15 protein-coding genes are annotated in these 18,439 nt (G+C 35.6%); all 15 read right to left on the bottom strand.

The features are described 5' to 3' along the window. Positions 1–8: 8 nt before the first annotated feature. Complete coding sequence (locus tag M1R53_RS01900; protein WP_249242877.1) at positions 9–4,448, bottom strand: S8 family serine peptidase; 4,440 nt, start codon at positions 4,446–4,448, stop codon at positions 9–11. A gap of 184 nt (positions 4,449–4,632) precedes the next feature. After that, positions 4,633–5,133, bottom strand: a complete 501-nt coding sequence (locus M1R53_RS01895) for a DUF4446 family protein (protein WP_249242876.1) — start codon at positions 5,131–5,133, stop codon at positions 4,633–4,635. Beyond that, complete coding sequence (locus tag M1R53_RS01890) at positions 5,117–6,286, bottom strand: aminotransferase class V-fold PLP-dependent enzyme (RefSeq protein WP_249242875.1); 1,170 nt, start codon at positions 6,284–6,286, stop codon at positions 5,117–5,119. The genes M1R53_RS01895 and M1R53_RS01890 overlap by 17 nt, the downstream gene beginning before the upstream one ends. Before the next feature lie 105 nt (positions 6,287–6,391). Beyond that, entirely contained in the window at positions 6,392–8,518 is a 2,127-nt protein-coding gene (ppk1, locus tag M1R53_RS01885) for a polyphosphate kinase 1 (protein ID WP_249242874.1), read from the bottom strand. Between the two features lie 4 nt (positions 8,519–8,522). After that, on the bottom strand, positions 8,523–9,407 hold the full coding sequence (locus M1R53_RS01880) for a Ppx/GppA phosphatase family protein (RefSeq protein WP_085840582.1): 885 nt from the start codon (positions 9,405–9,407) through the stop codon (positions 8,523–8,525). A gap of 115 nt (positions 9,408–9,522) precedes the next feature. Then, entirely contained in the window at positions 9,523–10,410 is an 888-nt protein-coding gene (locus M1R53_RS01875) for a YitT family protein (RefSeq protein ID WP_085840583.1), read from the bottom strand. Between the two features lie 209 nt (positions 10,411–10,619). Continuing rightward, positions 10,620–11,822, bottom strand: a complete 1,203-nt coding sequence (locus tag M1R53_RS01870) for an ABC transporter permease (protein WP_070599293.1) — start codon at positions 11,820–11,822, stop codon at positions 10,620–10,622. Then, entirely contained in the window at positions 11,819–12,493 is a 675-nt protein-coding gene (locus M1R53_RS01865; protein ID WP_249242873.1) for an ABC transporter ATP-binding protein, read from the bottom strand. Before M1R53_RS01865 ends, M1R53_RS01870 begins: the two co-directional genes overlap by 4 nt. After that, on the bottom strand, positions 12,471–12,890 hold the full coding sequence (locus M1R53_RS01860) for a DUF4418 family protein (protein WP_249242872.1): 420 nt from the start codon (positions 12,888–12,890) through the stop codon (positions 12,471–12,473). The genes M1R53_RS01865 and M1R53_RS01860 overlap by 23 nt, the downstream gene beginning before the upstream one ends. A gap of 29 nt (positions 12,891–12,919) precedes the next feature. Then, complete coding sequence (locus M1R53_RS01855; RefSeq protein ID WP_106018095.1) at positions 12,920–13,363, bottom strand: FMN-binding protein; 444 nt, start codon at positions 13,361–13,363, stop codon at positions 12,920–12,922. 1 nt (position 13,364) lies between these two features. After that, positions 13,365–14,051 carry an ABC transporter ATP-binding protein gene (locus M1R53_RS01850; RefSeq protein WP_019215072.1) on the bottom strand — a complete coding sequence of 229 codons (687 nt, stop codon included), beginning with the start codon at positions 14,049–14,051 and terminating at the stop codon, positions 13,365–13,367. Next, a complete protein-coding gene (locus M1R53_RS01845; RefSeq protein WP_085840587.1) occupies positions 14,051–15,199 on the bottom strand; it encodes an ABC transporter permease in 1,149 nt (382 codons plus the stop codon). The genes M1R53_RS01850 and M1R53_RS01845 overlap by 1 nt, the downstream gene beginning before the upstream one ends. After that, positions 15,186–16,460, bottom strand: a complete 1,275-nt coding sequence (locus M1R53_RS01840; protein WP_085840588.1) for an ABC transporter permease — start codon at positions 16,458–16,460, stop codon at positions 15,186–15,188. The genes M1R53_RS01845 and M1R53_RS01840 overlap by 14 nt, the downstream gene beginning before the upstream one ends. Before the next feature lie 7 nt (positions 16,461–16,467). Continuing rightward, positions 16,468–17,709 carry a DUF2318 domain-containing protein gene (locus M1R53_RS01835; RefSeq protein WP_249242871.1) on the bottom strand — a complete coding sequence of 414 codons (1,242 nt, stop codon included), beginning with the start codon at positions 17,707–17,709 and terminating at the stop codon, positions 16,468–16,470. Between the two features lie 52 nt (positions 17,710–17,761). Next, the gene (locus tag M1R53_RS01830) at positions 17,762–18,430 is read right to left on the bottom strand and encodes an iron transporter (protein WP_249242870.1); all 669 of its coding nucleotides are present in this window, start codon (positions 18,428–18,430) and stop codon (positions 17,762–17,764) included. Positions 18,431–18,439 lie beyond the last annotated feature (9 nt).

Here is an 18,439-nt window from a genome sequence, read left to right as displayed (position 1 = left end):
CTGCCTCCTTATTTAAGCTTCTTAAGCTTGATACTTGGGTCTAGTCTGTAAATAATTATATATTTTTCATTTACTCTAGCTGTGCCCACTTCACTTATAGAAACTTTAAATTTGTTATAACCTGGTTTAAGTTTTACTGTAAACTTATCCTTGTTAATGTATCTAACTGCATCTATCCTGTCTATATCAAACTTATCATAAAGTTTTCTATAAACTGTTTCTATAAATTCATTCTTGTCATCATTTGTAACTCTATCAACAATAATCTCTGTAGATTTGTTATCATCAGCAAGAGTGTACTTGATAGTAGCTTTATCGCTAGCTATGCCTCTTTTGTCAATAGTGTAGTTAAATGTAGCAGGACTCTCATCAACTGCAATTGTAGCAGCTGTGATAGTTTTCTTGCCAGATTTATTTTCAGCTTCTACTTGTAATTTTAGATTGCTATAGCCCTTAACCATATCGATGGAAGTTTTGAATACAAGTGCAAGTCCATCGTAGATAACGCCATCAGCATTGCTAATTTCGCCAGTTTGTTCAAGCTTAACTTCATTTGTAATATCTTTTTCTGATAAAACTTTTTTATTTACATCGTCTATTATTCTAAGAGTTAATTTAGCTAAATCGCTCTTATCAGTGAAAGCCACAGCTCCTATAACATTTAGCTTGCCATCTTCAATCTCAGGCGCATCGCCTTGATCGTTAAGAGGTCCGTTCTCACTAACAGTCCATGCGTTTTCTGGTTGTGTTAGATATATGGAAGGATATCCATTGCCTTGAGGAAGGCCTTTTGCATCAGCTGGTTTTACCTCATATATTCTTGAAGTAAATGTAGTATCATCTTCAAATCTATATGGCATGTAATAAAGTCTCGCATCTTGATCATATTCAAATTTATCGGCATACTCTTCGCCATTGATTATAGCTGATCCGATGGCATATTCCTTGTCATTATCTGGCAATTGTATTTGAACTTCACCATAAGAACCTTTTTGAATATTATAAATATTGTCATTCCACTTGCTCTTGTCAGAACTTGTTGTTTCTGTCCAAAAAGCAGCGCTCTCGCCTATAAGCTTAAGCTTAACAGTTTCATTTGATTTGTAATTAGTGTCAAGAACCTTCTCTTCAGCCCAGTTGCCTGCAATATCTTTAACATATACGCATAATTTTTCAATATCACAAATGTCATCAACTTTTACATAAACTGTATTTAATTTTTTAGAATCTTTAAGCTTTTCAAATGACTTAGTAACTTTTTCATCTTGTTCAGTCACTCTCGCTTCATCTTCAGTGTAAAAATCAATGTTTCCATAATAAAGTCCGCTCACTTCATTATACTTGTGATTGTTGTATATAGGCTCGCCATCATCATCTTTGCCAGTTTCTTTTACTTGCTGAACACCTATAGTATCTATGCCTATATCATCTGAGACGCTTAGCTTAACATATTTAGCATCGCCTTCGCTGATTATTTCAGCTGACTTGATTATAGGTTTATTATCATCAAAGTAGATAGGTACTGAAACTTCTTGAATATTTTCTTTTTCAGTATTAAGCTTGCCCTTTAAAATTACCTTGGCAAAATCATTTTCAGCAAAATCTTCCTTAAATAAGCTAATCCAATTTTCTCCGCCATTCTCAGCTAGTCTTGATTTAGCAAAGTTGCTTAAATCAATAAGATTGTCCATAAGAATTTTATTAGATGCATCTTCAATTCTAGCCTTGATGTATTCAGCGTTTCTTAGGAGACCAAATCTTATCTTGATTTGTTCAGATGAATCATGATTTGTGATATAAGTCATCTTGCCCTTGTATTCAAATGAGTTTACCTTGTTATCAACGCCAGCAGCCTCATCGCTTTCTTCTGTAAAATCAAAAACATCGCCCATAGCGTCATTAGTATCTTTATTTAAAATATTTGGTTTTAAATCATCTCTCCATTCGTGACTAAATACGTCAAATAGTCTTGGTTTAGACCAATCGCCATAGAAACCAAGATAAGGAACTGTAAGAGTCGCATCTTTTTCAGTATCTTCTGGAACAAATCTTAAGAAACCTTCTACATAATTATTTAAATTGATATCATCGTTAGCAAAATTAAATTTAACACTAAACTTGATAGTGCTAGAAGCCTTTGCAATTACAGATTTTTTGTCAATACTAAAGTTCATATCTCTGTCAGTCTCTGTTGATACAGAACCAAAATCTTTATCGTTAACAAATTTTTCTGTAAGCATAGCTGGCTCAAGAGTATAAGCAATGTCCTCATCAGAATAATTTTTCAAAGTGTAGTCAATAGTGAACTCTTTATCTGCAAAACTCTTTAATTCAGCCTTAGCATCAAGCATTCTGTCATTTTTAGCTGTCGCCTTAACAGTTGCTTTTGCTTTCATTAGATTAGCTAAATCAATAAGGCCAGCGCCTTGTCTCCTTACTGGATAGTATGTTTCTTCGTCCTTTTGAGGAATTGCAGTGTTCATAAGAAGAGTCTTTGTTAAAGCCTCTCTCTTAGAAGCATCTTTTGCTTCTTCATAAAAGATTGAGTCTCTATCCTTGATAAATTGCATAACTATCGCAGCCGCACCAGCTACATGAGGTGTTGCCATCGATGTACCGCTCATAACTTGATATTTATAATCTTGGTCGATTGAATATATATCAGCGCCTGGAGCAGTGATTTCAGGCTTCATAGTAAGATCAGGTGTTGGTCCCCAGCTTGTGAAGTCCGCCATCTGTCCAGCTTTTGGATTGTCTTGAACACTCATCTCTTTATTAAATGAAATGCTTAGACCACTATCATCAATATATTTTAGAATTTTTTTACCATCAGTATTGCCAACAATGACAGCTGGGAAATTTACATCGTTAAATCCAACCATAGTCATAGGCTCATCATCAGTATTGATAACGATTACACCCTTCGCTCCAGCATCTCTAGCATTACTTGCCTTTTCGTTGAAAGTGCATTCACCTCTGTCAACTAAAACTAAAGCGTCCTTTATTTTTTCAGGTTCAATCTTATTTATATCACTTGCTTTGCCCTTATTGGCATAAACAAATTTATTAAATGTATAGTTCTCAGGAGTAATTTCAGAGCCCCAAGTGTATTTAATGTTCTTTATCTTATCATTATTTGAATCTAAAGAACAAACTAAATACTTAGTATTTGTTATGGCAGCAACAGATGTAGACGCCCAGCCAGTAGCAGGAGCACCAGCCATACCATAATCAGGGTTACCTTCAAGAGCCTTCATAGCGCCGTCAGCATCAAAATATGAAGTGCCTTCATTACCATTGGCAACAGCAACTAAGCAGCCTGCTTTGATGGCATTTTGCATAGCGACTTGAACGATGTCATCATCAGTGATAAAGCCTGCAGGTGAACCAAGTGAAAGGTTCATAACATCAGCACCAAGCTTATAAGCGTCTTCAATTGCCTTGCATTGAGCGTCTGAATAAGTGTTTAAATCAGTTAAAGATGTAGAGAAAACCTTCATAATTATTAGCTGTGCATTTGGTGCAACACCCTTGATTGGTGTTTTAGCAAGATTATTTGCATTCTTATAATCATCAGCTTCATTCGCGCCAATAGTTCCGGCAACGTGAAGACCATGTCTTGAGCCGTATCTATCTTGCAAAGCATCTAAATCAGCTGTCTCATCATGATAATTATAAACATAAGGAATCTTTTCACAGATGTATTTGCCCTTTAAGCCATACTTTTCTTCAAGTTCATTAACTTTATTCTTTGTAAGAGCAATCTCTTTTTTTGCATCGTCATCAAGTCTGAAGCTCTCAAGATTGTTCATATCAAAACCAGTATCAAGCACAGCTACAACTTGTCCTTCGCCCTTATATTTTTTAGAAGCCCAAACATTTGGAGCTGATATCATTGATAAAGACGCATACATTTGTGGCTTGTCGCCCTTATTAGTCTTAGGCAAAGTATATTTTTCAGATATATGAACCCTCTTAACGCCCTTAATCTTTTCAATAGCAGCGATATTTTTTCTCTTTGTATAAATAGAAAAACCGCTCACAAAAGTATCAAGTGAGTACAATTCCTTAAAATCAATCTTAGCCTTACGCATAAGAGCCTTAACATTGTCCTCAGATTTTTTAATCTTATTAAGCGCATCCTTTGTTTTGCGAGTGTTGGCAAGAACCTTAGCGCCCTTCTCTTGCATTACAAGAGGCGCCTCGTCAAGCTCAACTACAAGCCTTACGCTTTCATTCATAGACTTAGCATCGCTCTTTGCCCTTTTAGCATTTATGCTCTTGCTAAGGACCCTTTTTTGATTAATAGGTCTTTTTCTTGTGTGTATTGCCTTAATCATAGCCTCAGTAGTATTCACATCTTTTTTAGCAAAAGTGTTTTGTGAAAAACTTGTGCATAACATCATTAGAGCTAGTATTAAAGCAAAAATTTTTTTACTGTGTTTCAAGAACATCCCCTCCTCGTGAAAATATTGCTTTGTCTATATTATACTACAATCACGAGGCTTTATGTAAATAATATAAAATTATGAAGAAAATATCTTTTTTAAATAAAATTAATTAAAAATTATTTTCAACTAATTTCACGCATAAAAATAGACTTGCCTAAACAAGTCTATATGCATAAATATTCTAAAGTCCTGTGATTGCTTTTTCTACCGCGCTTTGCTCTTCTTCTGAAATAGGCACAACGCTCTCGCCATTCTTAATCATCTTGCCATAGCTAACACTTTGCTCTCTTCCATGTATAACTGAAAGCAAAACTCCGTTGTTAAATTTATCTAAAAAACAAATTGAAAAACTTAGCTCTGAAGCACTATCTTGAAAGGCGTTGTATTTAACGTAGCCGACTTTTTGTACACAAAAACTTAAATTTGTCTCAAGTCTTGTGAATCTGTCTTCATTAAGTATCATGTCTCTATGAATGTCTTTGATGTCTTTACCAAAGGTAGCTAAAAGCTTTTCCACGCTAATTCCGTCCATACCTTGTGTAAATGTATCTACTCTTTCTTTAAGTTTTTTTAGCTTAATCATTTGCATAACTATTAAGACAATGGCTACAATTGTAATTACTGAGAGCACCATAACTATGATAAAGGAGTTAGCGCTTATAATTTTATTGATATTTTCCATCTTTCGCCTCTTTTTTAATATTTTTTAAAGTTTCTATTGCGTAGATGATTTCATCTTCTTTATTAAAGCAAGAAAAACTAAATCTAACTGCACCTTTTTTTATTGTGCCAATGGTTTCGTGTGCAAGTGGCGCACAATGAAGGCCTGGGCGAGTTTGTATGTCATATTCATCATCAAGCACATAGCTTAATATGGATGAGTCTACTCCTTCCATGTTCATTGAAACGACTGGAGTTTTTCTCTTTTCATCAAGTAGGCCATATATTTCTACTCCATCAATAGTTTTTAGTCCGTCGATAAATGTTTTTGTTAGAGTTTCTTCATGTTTTCTTATATTGTCTATACCTTCTTCAAGAATATATTCAGCACCTGCTCCCAATGCTATGATTCCGTGGCCATTTGGAGTGCCCGGCTCTAATTTATCCGGCATATCCATTGGCTGATAAACTTCATTTGATCTAGATCCTGTTCCGCCCTCAATCGTGTGCATAACAAGCTCTGGATTTCTTAAATATAAAACGCCTGTGCCTTGTGGGCCGAATAATGATTTGTGTCCAGCTGTTGCTAGCATATCTATATCTAGCTTTTTTAGGTCTATGTCTATGATGCCAGCTGATTGAGCTGCATCGATTAATATAATTATATCTTTATTAATAGCTTTAACTGCTTTTGAAATTTCATCTATGTTTTCAACCGTTCCTAATAGGTTAGATGAGTGTGTCATTACAAGCATTCTAGTATTATCTTTTATAGCTTTGGCTATCTTATCTTTACCTACCTCACCTGTTTTGTCTGCCTTAACTACTGTTAAATCAATGATGCCCATTTCTTTAAGTGCGAATAATGGTCTTAAGACTGAGTTATGCTCCATAGATGTTGTGATTACATGATCTCCCTTCTTAAGCGCACCCTTGATGGCTGTATTTAAAGCGTATGTTGTGTTCATATGAAAGCTTATATTTAGTGGATTATCTACGTTAAATAGCTTTGCAAGACTTAATCTTGTCTTCATGATCTCTTCCATCGCTTTAAGAGCTAGCTTGTGACCGCTCCTTCCAGGATTGGCTCCATATTCTCTAAAAGCTTCATTAAATTTTTTATATACGCTTTCTGGTTTTGGGAATGTTGTCGATGCGTTGTCAAAATAATGCATATAATCACCTCTTTTTTAATTATATCACAGCTGAGCGTATTTTTCAATCACTATGAATTTGGCAAAGTAAAAGCCTCTCAAAATGAAAGGCTCTTTAATATTATATTACTTTGTAAATATCTTTTTAATCTTAGTAAAAAAGTTTTCTTTAGGCGCTTCGTCTGATTCAGCTCTCTCAAGCTCTTCGTAAAACTTTTCTCTCTTTTCATTTGCTTTATGCATGAAATAATCTTGAGCGATAAGCGCTTCGCCTTGTACCTCTGGTTTGATGTAGTCACCCGAGTTAACAAGTATCCTTCTCTTAATATTATCCTTAAGCTGTGTATCTAAGTAGCTTACAAGTCTTGCCCTTGCTTCTTCATCGTGTACTGGACAGGCTATCTCAACTCTCTTCTCTGTGTTTCTAGTCATAAGGTCTGCGCTTGAGATATATATCCTCATATCACTGCCTCTTCCAAATTGGTAGACCCTCGAATGCTCTAGGAAGCGTCCGACTATGGACGAGACATGAACATTGTCTGTATAGCCAGTCACATTAGGTACTATGCAGCATATACCGCGTATAATCAAGTCGACAGTGGCAGAATTTTGTGAGGCTTCGGCAAACTTTTCCAAAAACTCATAATCGGTTAGTGAGTTCATCTTACATCTAATGTAGCCGTCCTTGCCCTTGGCTATCTCCTTGTCCATCTCCTTAAGTAGTCTCGCCTTAAGTGTCGATGGCGATTGTAGTAGGTGTAGGTACTTGCCATTGAGCTTAGCTAGCGACATATTTCTGAAAAAGTCATTTGCATCGAGTCCTATCTCTTCATTAGATGTCATCAGTGAAAAGTCAGTGTAAATCTTCGATGTGTTTTCATTATAGTTACCGGTACCTATTTGCGTGATGTGCTTGATATTCTCCCTATCGTCTTTGTATGTGATTAAGCAAAGCTTGGAGTGCGTCTTGTACTCTTCAAAGCCGTACATTATATTGCATCCCGCCTTAAACAATTCTTCTGAATAATTAATGTTATTCTCTTCGTCAAAACGCGCCTTTAGCTCCATAAGTGCAGTGACTTCGATCCCATTGTCACAGGCTTTCTTTAGGTATTCGACAAGCTTCGAGTGCTTGGCAAGTCTATATATAGTTATCTTTATGGATATGGTTTTGTCACTCTCGGCCGCTTCCTTAATCAAATCGAGGAAGGTGTCGATATCGTCGTATGGGTAGCTTAGTAAAAGATCCTTCTCTTCTATTCTTTTAATGATAGAGCCGCGCTCTAAGGAATATTTTTTAAATGGAGTAAAGTCTTCGTAAGAAACTTTTTTGATAACGGAGCTCGGAATGATGTCCTCAAGACCATAGACGTACTTCATATTGATGGGACTCTTTGTCACAAGTATCATCTCATCCGTAATACCAAGCTCGGCCTTAAGAAAATCAGTAATGCTCTTTGACTTTGTGTTAGAAATTTCAAGGCGAAGAACCTCTTGACGTGTCCTCTTTTTGATGACCTTCTTCATAAAGTCTTTGTAGTCGGCAATCTCCTCTTCGATCTCAGTATTTGTTTCGAAATCAAAGTTTCTAGTGACCGCAACAAGTGATTGCTCCTTAATTGTATAGCCTAGGAACATGGTTGGAACGTAATGCTCAATCACTTTTTCGACTCTGATGTAGTTAAATTCATCGCCTGGCAGCGATAGATAGCGCTCGAATATGTCTGAGATGGCTACAAGTCCATGCGCAATATTGCCTTCAGCGTCCCACATCTCAGTCACTATATATAACTTTTTATTCTCTAAGAATGGAAGTGGATGTGCTGCGTCAACTATTTGCGCGGAAATTAATGGCTCAATCTTACTAAGGTAGAAGCTTTTTACATAACTTAGCTCCTCATCGTTTAAAGACTTCATGTTTTTATTGTGCATATTGTACTTATCTAGCTCTTTGATGACATCCTTGTAGATCTTGTCCCTCATCTCGTAGTAGTAGGGCATTGTCTTGTATATGGCATCAAGCTGCTCCTTAGCTGTCATACCCGATTTTTTGTCGATGAACTCCTTCTTAGACTTCATCAAATCAAACAAAGATCCGACTCTAACCATGAAAAATTCGTCCAAGTTCGATGTGAATATCGATATGAACTTGAATCTCTCAAGTGGCGGCACGCTCTCGTCGCTCGCCTCTTCAAGTACCCTTTGATTAAATTTTAGCCAGCTCAACTCGCGGTTTTGCATGAACTCTTCCATAATTTCACTCCTTAATTATCTTATCCTTTAAATATCCCTCGCGCACACCAAGCTTTGAGACATTGACCTTTTCTATGCCAAGGTGCTTTAAGAGTCTATATAGCATGATAGCTCCTGGCACTATGCTGTGAAGTCTTTCAGGCACAACCATTACAGTCGTGCGTATAATTTTTTTATTTCTGTCTATCATCTCATAGATATAATTTTTTACATCGTCAATAGTATATTCTTTGTCATCACTGTCATAAAGCTCTTCGAAGATATTGCCAAGTGCTCTTGCTGTTCCGCCTGAAGCGACTAGTTTTGTGCATTTGTATGTGGAAACGTTTTCAGCCAGCATCTTGTCGATAGCGTTTATCATCTCATCGTACTCTCTAACGCTCGGTATAGTGTTTTCAACGTAGTCACGGAACAATGATAAGGATCCTGCCTTTAAAAATGCCATGTCTTTAATCTCTTTATTCTTTAGATAGCAAAGCTCTGCCGAGCCGCCTCCTATGTCTATGGTGTAGTAATCATCAAAATCGTATGCCATCTTCATACCTTCAGCTCCATAAAAAGCCTCATCGTCTGCCGATATTAAATCGATGTTTAGATCGAGCTCTTTCTTGACTTTTTTCACAATCTCCTTGCCATTGTCCACGTTACGAAGCGAAGCCGAAGCAAAAACATATATCTCGTCAATCGGTAGGTAATCAAGCAGCATCTTTTGCGCGGATAAAACCTTCATCAGCTTTTTGATGCCCTTGTCGCTAAGCTTACCGTCTTCGACTAAGCCTGCAAGACCTGCCATGTACTTCTTTGAGAAGACTTCCTTTTGAATATTGTCTTTGTTGTAAACATTTAGGCGTATTGAGTTACTGCCTATATCAATTAGTGCGTATTTCATTTTTATCTCCTTATAATAATCATTGTAATACTTCTTTGTTAAGAAATTGTAAAGTATGTAATATTTTTTTTAAAAAAAGCAAAAAGCCCTTCACTTGAAAGGCTTTTCTCATATATCAGTCTTTTAAATTTTTAAATCCATATCCTAAAACTTCTGATGCGTTTGAAACTGAAATGAAAGTCTTTTGATCAAGATCTCTCAAGAAGTTTTTAAGTCTAAGGAAGTCTTTTCTGTCAAGTAAAACCATGATGATGTCTTTTGGCTCCTTAGTGTACATGCCGTAAGCTTTGTAAATGGTTGCGCCTCTGTCTAGCTCTTTTATTATGAATTCTTCTATCGGTTTTGTGTCTTCGGCAATGATTTTGACTTCTTTATTCATGTTCATCCCTTCAATGACAAAGTCAATCAAGAATCCATTAACAATAACCCCAAATAATGAATAAATACCGATTCTCGCTCCAAATGCGCTTCCTGCAAGAAGTGTGATTACTACGTCTGAGATTAAAACGCCTTTTCCTAAATCAATACCGATAAATTTATTTAGTATTTTTGCGATGATGTCTGTGCCGCCCGTTGATGCGCCTTGATTAAATACTATAGCCATGCCAAGCGCTGTTACAAAAACGCCGAAGAATAGCTCAACAAAGGTATCTCCTGTCAATGGTTGGAAGTGCGGCATTAGCTTTTCTAGTAAATCGAAAAAGCCTGATGTAAGTAGCGATGCAATGATTGTCTTAACGCCAAATTGTGAGCCGATTGTTAAAAAGGCTAGTATAAATAGTCCAATGTTAATCACATACATCCAGTTACCAACGCCTAGCTCTAAGTAGTGGTTTAGTACTATTGCAAGACCATTGGCACCGCCAACTGATAAATGAGCCGGATTGAAGAAGAAAAACATGCCCGCTGCGACTATGAAAGCACCAAATAATATTAATATGTACTCTTTGACCATCTTAGTGATCTCTTCTTTTGTGAATTTCTTTTTAATTAGTTTAGCCAATAAGATTACCCCCTATGTAAAGATCTACATAATTATATCACAAGATAAAATCCTTAGTCAATAGCAAGATAAATTAAATAGTAATTTTTTCTTTTTGCAAAGACATATCTTGAGCTTTTTTTGACAAATTTTCATACAAAAATATCTATGGAGGTTTTTGCTCCCCCATAGATATTATTCAATAAATATTTTACATCTAAAATTACATATTAATCGTTTTGCCTTAATAAAAGTCCCAGTTCTTCTTCATTCATCTTTTTAATTGCGCTAAGTGATGAAAGTGGTCCCATCACTGTGCCAATTGCAAATACAGCAATAAATATTATTGCAAGTGTTAAAACTTTTGGCGCAAGGAAAGGCATTTTAAAGCTTAGACTAAACCAAGTTCCAAATAAAATTGAAATAACCAAGCCTAGTGCACTTCCGCATGCAGATCCTGCAAGATTTATGGTAAATATTTCCCATAAAATAATATTTCTCAAATGTTTTTTGCTTGCTCCTAAAATTCTTAGTGTGGCAAATTCTCTCTTACGTTCTTTGATTGTAATTGAATAAACAAGTGTGAGTACAAGGAAGACCAAGAGCCATACTAGAGCGATTAAAATATAAACATATTTAATCATATCTTGAGTTGATGTGCTGACCTCGTTCATCATTGATTGTGAAAGTAGTGGATAAACGCCCTCGCCCTTAAATTCGCTTCTAATTTTATTTTGAATTTCAACTGGATCAACGCTTTTTTTAAGCTTAATCATTACACATGAAATCATATTTTCATGGTCCTTGTCTTCAAGCTTAAGGATTTTTTCGTATTCCTTGGCAAGTCTTCTAGCTTCATCAAAATTTACAAATACAGTATTGTCAAATCCCATGCCTGTTTTTGCAAGTCTACCTCTTATAATAAATTCTTGGTTGAAAAATTTAACGTGTTTGTGCATATCGCCAACAATATTGTTACCAACCAAAATTTCTCCTTTTCCTAGAGGAAGTTTTGCTTGAGTCTCTAGCCAAGGTTTTACTACAAAATCTGTATCCGAATCAAAACCAATAACTTGTATTGGAAATGAGCAGCAACCAGCTGAAAGAGTGGCAATAAATAATTGTGGGCTTGCAATTTCAACGCCATCGATTGTTCTGATTTTTTCAACAACTGACTTGTCTAAAAAGAAAGTGTTTGGTTCTCCGCGAAGTATTGCGCCTCTAATCTTTGAATCATATCCCTCAGGTACAACGATAATATCCGCACCCATACGATTGGCAAGTGAGCTCATTCCATTTCTAAGTGACAAAATCAAAAAGCTTGACAAAAATAAAACAAGGGTTAAAATTGCTGTTAAGATTATTAGCAAAGCACTTCTTACGCTTTTGTTTTGAATATTTTTAAAGGCAATTTGTTTAGAGTCTAATCTCATATGCTCACCTCATTTAATTTACCGTCTGTCATTTCAAGAAGGCGAGACCCATATTTCAATAAATCATTGTCATGGGTTACTATAATGATAGTTGTGCCTTTTTCATTAATTTCTTTTAGCATATTCATAATTTCAATTGTAGTTTTTGAGTCCAAATCAGAAGTTGGTTCATCTGCAATTAAAATTTTTGGTTCGTTCATGAGAGCCCTTGCGATTAAAACTCTTTTTAATTCGCCACCAGATAAATTTTTGCAAAAATCATTTTCCAAATCTAAAATGCCGCACATATCTAGTAGCATCCTAGCTCTTTCTACTCCATTTCCCTCGCGTTTTTTAAAAAAGTAAGGAAGCCTTACATTGTCAAGTACATTTAGGGTTGGTAAAGTTCCAAGTGATTGAGGGACATAACCTATAAATTCATTCCTATATCCACTTTTTTCTTCATCATCCATCTTAGATAGATCTTTTCCTTCCACAAAGATATCTCCAGATGTTGGTTCAATAATTGCAGATAAAAGAGTAAGAAGCGTTGTTTTTCCGCTTCCACTCTTACCAATAATATTTATAAAATCTTTTTCGTTAACATCAAAACTTACATTATCAATTGCAAAAAAATCCCTCTCACCACGTCTAAATGATTTGGATAAATTATTTACATTGATTAGATTCATTGCAAGGCCTATTTAAAATTATAGCAACAATGCTAACAAGAATATAAAGTCCTACTAAAATATAAATCATAGGCATAGTTTTTGCTCTACAAGCCATTTCAGGTTTCATGCAGCCACCAATTAATTTTGCAGGTAATAATATTGCATAAATACCAACTATTACATTAGATATGGCTAGGGTAAAAAACATTTGCTTCTTAGATTTAATAGCTGTATAAATAAGGCCTAGAACAGTCATAACTCCGCCAATGCCTTTAATAGCTTGTCCCATCCAATGACATTTCATAAATTTTCCATCTGGCATTGCTGGGCATACCGGAGCAAGTGTACCTGGTGTTAAGAAAATTAATACGCCAAATATTATAAATAGAATTCCAAAAATTTTATTTTTATTCATAATTGACCTCCTGGTTTTTTTAATAGATTTTATTTTGCATCCTTCAATGCATCATTTACAGCTTCTGTGAAAGATTTAAATGTAACAGTCGCACCAGAGATAGCTTCGACATCTTCGATCTTACCTTTTTCAATTAAAAGCTTTGGATATTCCTTCGAATTTTTAACTGCTTCTTGTGCAATCTTGTAAAGGCCTTGGTTTGTTGCGCCTTCTTTGGCCTTTCCATAGTTTTCGTCTTTTTCACTTCCATCAGCTAGCAAGTTTTTTAAATTTGCTTCAACAATTTTTCCATCCTTGATGGTAATATCTGTTGTAACCTTTCCGCCCCATTCATCAGCTTGGCTTTCTCCATGGTATGTGCCATCTTTATATGCATCACTACATGAGCCATCAGCACAAGCATCGTCAGGCTTCTTGGCGCATGCTGTCAACAGTAAACTAAGCGCCAATAGTAATAATAAAGTCTTTTTCATATTAAACCTCCAAAATTGGTCTTTGTCTTTTTTGTTTTTCTTCTCTAGCAATTCTTCCATGCTCTAGAAAAACGATTCTTTCTGCCTCAACACCAACCTCTTGGTCGTGAGTAACAACTACAATTGTTGATCCGCTGTTATGAAGTCTTTCTAAAATATCCAAAACAAGCATTTCATTCTTTTCGTCCAAATTTCCTGTCGGCTCGTCTGCTAAGATGAGTGAAGGATGGTTGATGAGAGCACGGGCGATACAAACACGTTGTTGTTCACCACCTGAAAGCTGATTAGGTAAGTGATTGTGCCTATCTTTTAATCCAACGCTTTCAAGGGCTTGTAAGGCTTCTTCCTTATCTACCATTGAGTGATAGTATTGGGCCATCATAACATTTTCTAAGGCAGTTAAATAGTTTACCAAGTGGAATTGTTGAAAAATTAGTCCAATCTTATCTCTTCTAATCTCGGTTAATTCCTTTTGATTTAATTTTGAAACATCAATTCCCTCAAGTAAAACTTCACCTATAGAAGGCTTATCCATACAGCCGATGATGTTCATCATTGTTGTTTTACCGCTACCTGATGGACCCATGATTGAAACCCATTCGCCTTTTTCCACATTTAAGTTTATTTTATCTAGTGCCTTTAAATCTCCGTATATCTTTGAGATATCTTTTAATTCTAATATATTCATTATTCCCCCCTCAATACAAGTGCTGGATCAACTGCAGTTGCAGTTTTAACTGGTATAATACAAGCCACAATTGTAATTGCTATTGATACAATGATTGTAATTGGAACTAGAGCCCATAAAAAATTTACGCCTCTTGCAAAAACTCGTCTTGATACTTCACTTGCAAATAAATATCCAAGTAAAGAACCAAGGGCTCCGCCCATTAGTCCAAGTAAAAATCCTTCGCCTAAGAAATCATAAATTATTGATTTATTGTGTGCGCCCAAGGCTTTTTTAAGACCAATTTCTTTTCTTCTTTCAGTTACAACAGCCATCATTGTTGTACTAACGCATATCATCATGATAAATAAAACAATAATTGTAACAATCCATACAAGGGCTTGAAGCTTTTCAAGTACCACGCCTTGTGATTCTGTAACTCTTTTAACAAGTCTGGCACTAACAGTGCTATCGATTTCATTTATTTTATTTGCAATTGCTTGAAGCTCTTCACTGTTTGCATCAATTGAACATTCGATGATATTGATATTTAAATCGCCCATAATAGATCTAATATCTTCAATAGACATAAATATTAAATCTTCTTCTTTTCCGCCAGTCGTTACAATTGAAGCAACTTTAAAATCACTGTCTCTCATTTCTTGTGAATTTTCTTTTGGAGTGCTCAGTACAAAAGGATCGCCGATTTTTAAACCAAGTTTTTTTGAAATCTCGTGACCAAGCATAACTGTCCTTTTTTCGCTCGGCCAATCACCATCGACCAGCCAGAATGGACTGTTCTTTTTTAAGCCTTCAAAATTTGTAGCTGCAATTACAAAAGGTTGCTCATTGATTTTTGCGTTTTGATAAATATAAGGAGCAATTCCCACAAGTTTGTCGCCTGCAAGTTTTTTTATTTCATCAATATGACTATCTCCAATCTTATCGTCTTGAGATTTTGGAATAACAATCATATTTGCTCCATAACTTCTAAATTCTTTTCCCAATTGTCTTGGAATATCGTAATAGATTGTAACAAGACCTGATAAAATCGTTGCGCCCATTGCAATTGCTAGAAGCGCAGTTAGCATACGAGCCTTTCTTCTTGCTATCGATGACTCAACCATCTTCCAAAAGAATTGTACATTTTTTCTTTTAGCCTTTTCCATGAAGCACCTCCGTTGGATTAAGTTTTAGCAAATATCTAATGGCTGGTATGGAGCCTAAAACAATTACCAGTAAAATCAAAATAATTACAATAGGTATTACCATCGGTGTAGGCGGGATACCAGAGCCAAAAACTGTTATACCAATGATTTGAGTAAGACCAAGTCCAATAAAATATCCGACGGTTCCACCCATAATACCTGTGCTAATATTTTCAACTAAAATTCTCGAAATAATTCTCGTGTTATTTGCACCAATTGCTTTTTGCAGACCAATCTCAGCACGCCTTTCCATGACAGATGCTGTTACCAGATTTGAAATTGCAAGTGCTGCGCCAATTAAGCTTAGTGCGGTAATTAAAACCATTAACAAAGTAGTCTTATTTAAAATATCGCCTTCGCTTTCTGCCACCTGTCTAATAGGCTTTGCGATCGAATCAGTCATAACTTCTTGAATTTGATAACAAATCGCACTTACATAAGCTGTACAGTACCAAACCTCCCATTCTTTAATTGTAAGAGACTTTGGATTTCTTGCGGCTTTTCTTGCCAAATCGTTGTCAGGAGTTGTTAGGGCTGAAACTTCTACGCGAGAAACTACATTTGATACCCCATCCAATTCTTGAGCAATTTTTAATGGTAGATAAATGTGTGAGTCTTCATCACTACCTGAATCAAAAATACCTGCGATTGTAAATTCTTTTGTTTTAGAAGAACCTTCGATTTTAATTTTATCGCCAAGCTTATAATTATTTCTAAGAGCAAAGACAGTACCAACCATGACTTTGTCTGTATCTTTGTCTTCAATCCACTCGCCATCGATATTCCACCAAGTTTTTAATTTTCTCATACCTGTATCGACAGACTCACCAGTTGGAAGATCCATGTGATAATAAAACCATGTTCCTACAACTCTTGTAGATTCTCCATCAACTTTCGCATTGATATTTAAATATGGTGTGTAATCAACGATATTGAAAGACCAGAATATGGTTTTTATCATACCAAGTTCATCTTCTTTCAAATAATTTTTTTGACTATCCTCGCCAATTCCATAAATATCATCAAGCATGGAAGATTCTTTTGGGACAACATTTATATTCGCCCCATAAGCTTTTAATTCTCTGTTGACCTTGTCACCAATGCCAAGCATTGTGTTAAGCATGCCGGTTGAAAGACAAGTGCCAAGCATTACTACAAATGCAATCAAGACCATTTTTTTCTTTTGCCTAAAGATTGCACCTTTAATCATTCTAAAAAACATATGTCACCTACTTAAATACAAAGCTGTTGGCATCAAGATCTTGCGTGTTGATTTTTATTTTTTCATCGTGAACAATGTATGGTATAGGGATTGGATTACATCCGCCCTTAAAACCAATTGTACCACGATTCATAATAACATCACACAATTTACAAATGACATCGTTGCCACGCTCATAATAACCTGATGGCCCGCAAATTTCACAAGCATCAAGCACAACTCCATATGAACCCTGAGATTTTTTAATTAAGAAAAATCTCATGTGAACTCCATCAGATGCCGTGTATTGATAACGGTGGAGTTTCATATCTTCAAGTTCTGACAGTGGGATAACAATCATATCGCCTTCAATTTCATACTCTTCGGGTTCTGAAAGCTGAATTTCGCGTCCAGAATAAGCCCTTAAATAAGTTAAACTAAAAACGTTAATAACGATTAAAATTAATAAAAATTTTGCTAAATTTCTATTGCATCTCATATGATATTTCTTTTTTCTCAATTCTGCAGGATTTTTAAAAGTTTCCTTAACCTTCATATTATTTAAATATAAGATTATTGGCAGGATTATTAAAAAAATCATTAGGCTAAATCCGATGTAGTGCGCATGGTTTATTACCCAAGCAATTGTGTTAAATACACTTGCACTTCTCGGTATAAGGTCAACTGCGTATAGTCTTTGAAGAACAATAAATATTTGATTTATTCCCCAAATTGATAATGAGATCATTAAAATTTTATCCCTATAAATTTTGTCAACTCGTCTAACGATTTTGAAAATTGCAATACTCGATAAAATCATCAGAACAACTGCAAATACATAACCAATGATTCTATATAGAACCATGGTAGATACAGCAGATTCTCCATAATAAACAAAATTGTTTAGCTGAACAAAAAGAGCCGGCATATAATAGAAAAATGACGCTATGATATAAAGGGACAAAAAACTAACAAAAATATTTTTATATATACTGGATTTTTCTTTTAAAAAATAAAAAATGATAATTCCAATAAAAGCAATTACTATTGGTACCATTGACCAAAATGACAAAGCGCTTCTGTTGACAAAATTTGGAATTTCTCTAATGATTGAAGAGATAATTGCCGCAAGAGTGCCTACAAAGACTGTACCAAAAATAATTTTATATTTGCTTTTGAAGTTTTCTGTACTTAGATATCCAAGCGCCAGACCCATTATAAATGAGAATCCTACGCCAGCTTCCATTACTTTAATAAATATCTTTAACATAATTCCTCCTATGTACAAGGAGGAAATGGCTAAAAGCCATTTCCACTATTTTCTACCACTTTGGACCTGTCCATTCAAATTCTGGCCATTCAATAACGATTGGCTCTGTCCAGAATCTTCCTGTTACACCTGTTTCTTTGTCAACGTGTAATAGATAGTCGTTTCCTGGAGCAGAAATTTCAAACTTAACATCATATGTGCCAAGACCTTCTTCAAATTTTATATTTGCACCATAGTGTGGACCGTCTGATGCGTTCATTGGCATGAAAGCAATTTCTTGAACCTTGTCTGAACCTTTCTTTTGGATATATGCTTTAACATTTAACCAAGGAACAAAGTCGCCTGCGCCGTAACCAAGAGTTGTACCTTCTTCTGTTGCTGAAATGTCAGCTTCGATATGGCAGTCAGCTTCTTCTTTTGATAATGAATTACCTGCTGGTTCCATATCTACTGGTTGGAAATAAACACCAGATACTGCTAGAGGACCTGATTCTTGTTCGTCGCCAATTGGGAATTCGTCGAATCCTGCGTCTTCACCAGGAGCTGCAACGTCTTTGCTGTCATCAGCTTTTGTGTCTTCAGTTTTTGTGTCTTCGTCTTTTTTGTCTTCAACCTTAGCTGTGTTGTCATCAGCTGGTTTTGATGCTTGATTACATCCGTAAGCTGCAACTGTCATAATTGCAAGTGCTAGTGCTAATAATTTTTTTAATTTTGAACTCATAATAAACCT

The sequence above is a fragment of the Fenollaria massiliensis genome (assembly GCF_023347705.1).
GTDB lineage: Bacteria > Bacillota > Clostridia > Tissierellales > Peptoniphilaceae > Fenollaria > Fenollaria massiliensis.
Note: the sequence above shows the minus strand (reverse complement) of the source record. Positions and strands in the feature narration are given on the sequence as shown.

Coding starts and splice junctions, on each gene's coding strand:
- M1R53_RS01895 (WP_249242876.1), bottom strand. CDS start 5,133: ATGGAAAATATCAATAAAATTATAAGCGCTAACTCCTTTATCATAGTT.
- M1R53_RS01890 (WP_249242875.1), bottom strand. CDS start 6,286: ATGCATTATTTTGACAACGCATCGACAACATTCCCAAAACCAGAAAGC.
- ppk1 (WP_249242874.1), bottom strand. CDS start 8,518: ATGGAAGAGTTCATGCAAAACCGCGAGTTGAGCTGGCTAAAATTTAAT.
- M1R53_RS01880 (WP_085840582.1), bottom strand. CDS start 9,407: ATGAAATACGCACTAATTGATATAGGCAGTAACTCAATACGCCTAAAT.
- M1R53_RS01870 (WP_070599293.1), bottom strand. CDS start 11,822: ATGAGATTAGACTCTAAACAAATTGCCTTTAAAAATATTCAAAACAAA.
- M1R53_RS01865 (WP_249242873.1), bottom strand. CDS start 12,493: ATGAATCTAATCAATGTAAATAATTTATCCAAATCATTTAGACGTGGT.
- M1R53_RS01860 (WP_249242872.1), bottom strand. CDS start 12,890: ATGAATAAAAATAAAATTTTTGGAATTCTATTTATAATATTTGGCGTA.
- M1R53_RS01855 (WP_106018095.1), bottom strand. CDS start 13,363: ATGAAAAAGACTTTATTATTACTATTGGCGCTTAGTTTACTGTTGACA.
- M1R53_RS01850 (WP_019215072.1), bottom strand. CDS start 14,051: ATGAATATATTAGAATTAAAAGATATCTCAAAGATATACGGAGATTTA.
- M1R53_RS01845 (WP_085840587.1), bottom strand. CDS start 15,199: ATGGAAAAGGCTAAAAGAAAAAATGTACAATTCTTTTGGAAGATGGTT.
- M1R53_RS01840 (WP_085840588.1), bottom strand. CDS start 16,460: ATGTTTTTTAGAATGATTAAAGGTGCAATCTTTAGGCAAAAGAAAAAA.
- M1R53_RS01835 (WP_249242871.1), bottom strand. CDS start 17,709: ATGTTAAAGATATTTATTAAAGTAATGGAAGCTGGCGTAGGATTCTCA.
- M1R53_RS01830 (WP_249242870.1), bottom strand. CDS start 18,430: ATGAGTTCAAAATTAAAAAAATTATTAGCACTAGCACTTGCAATTATG.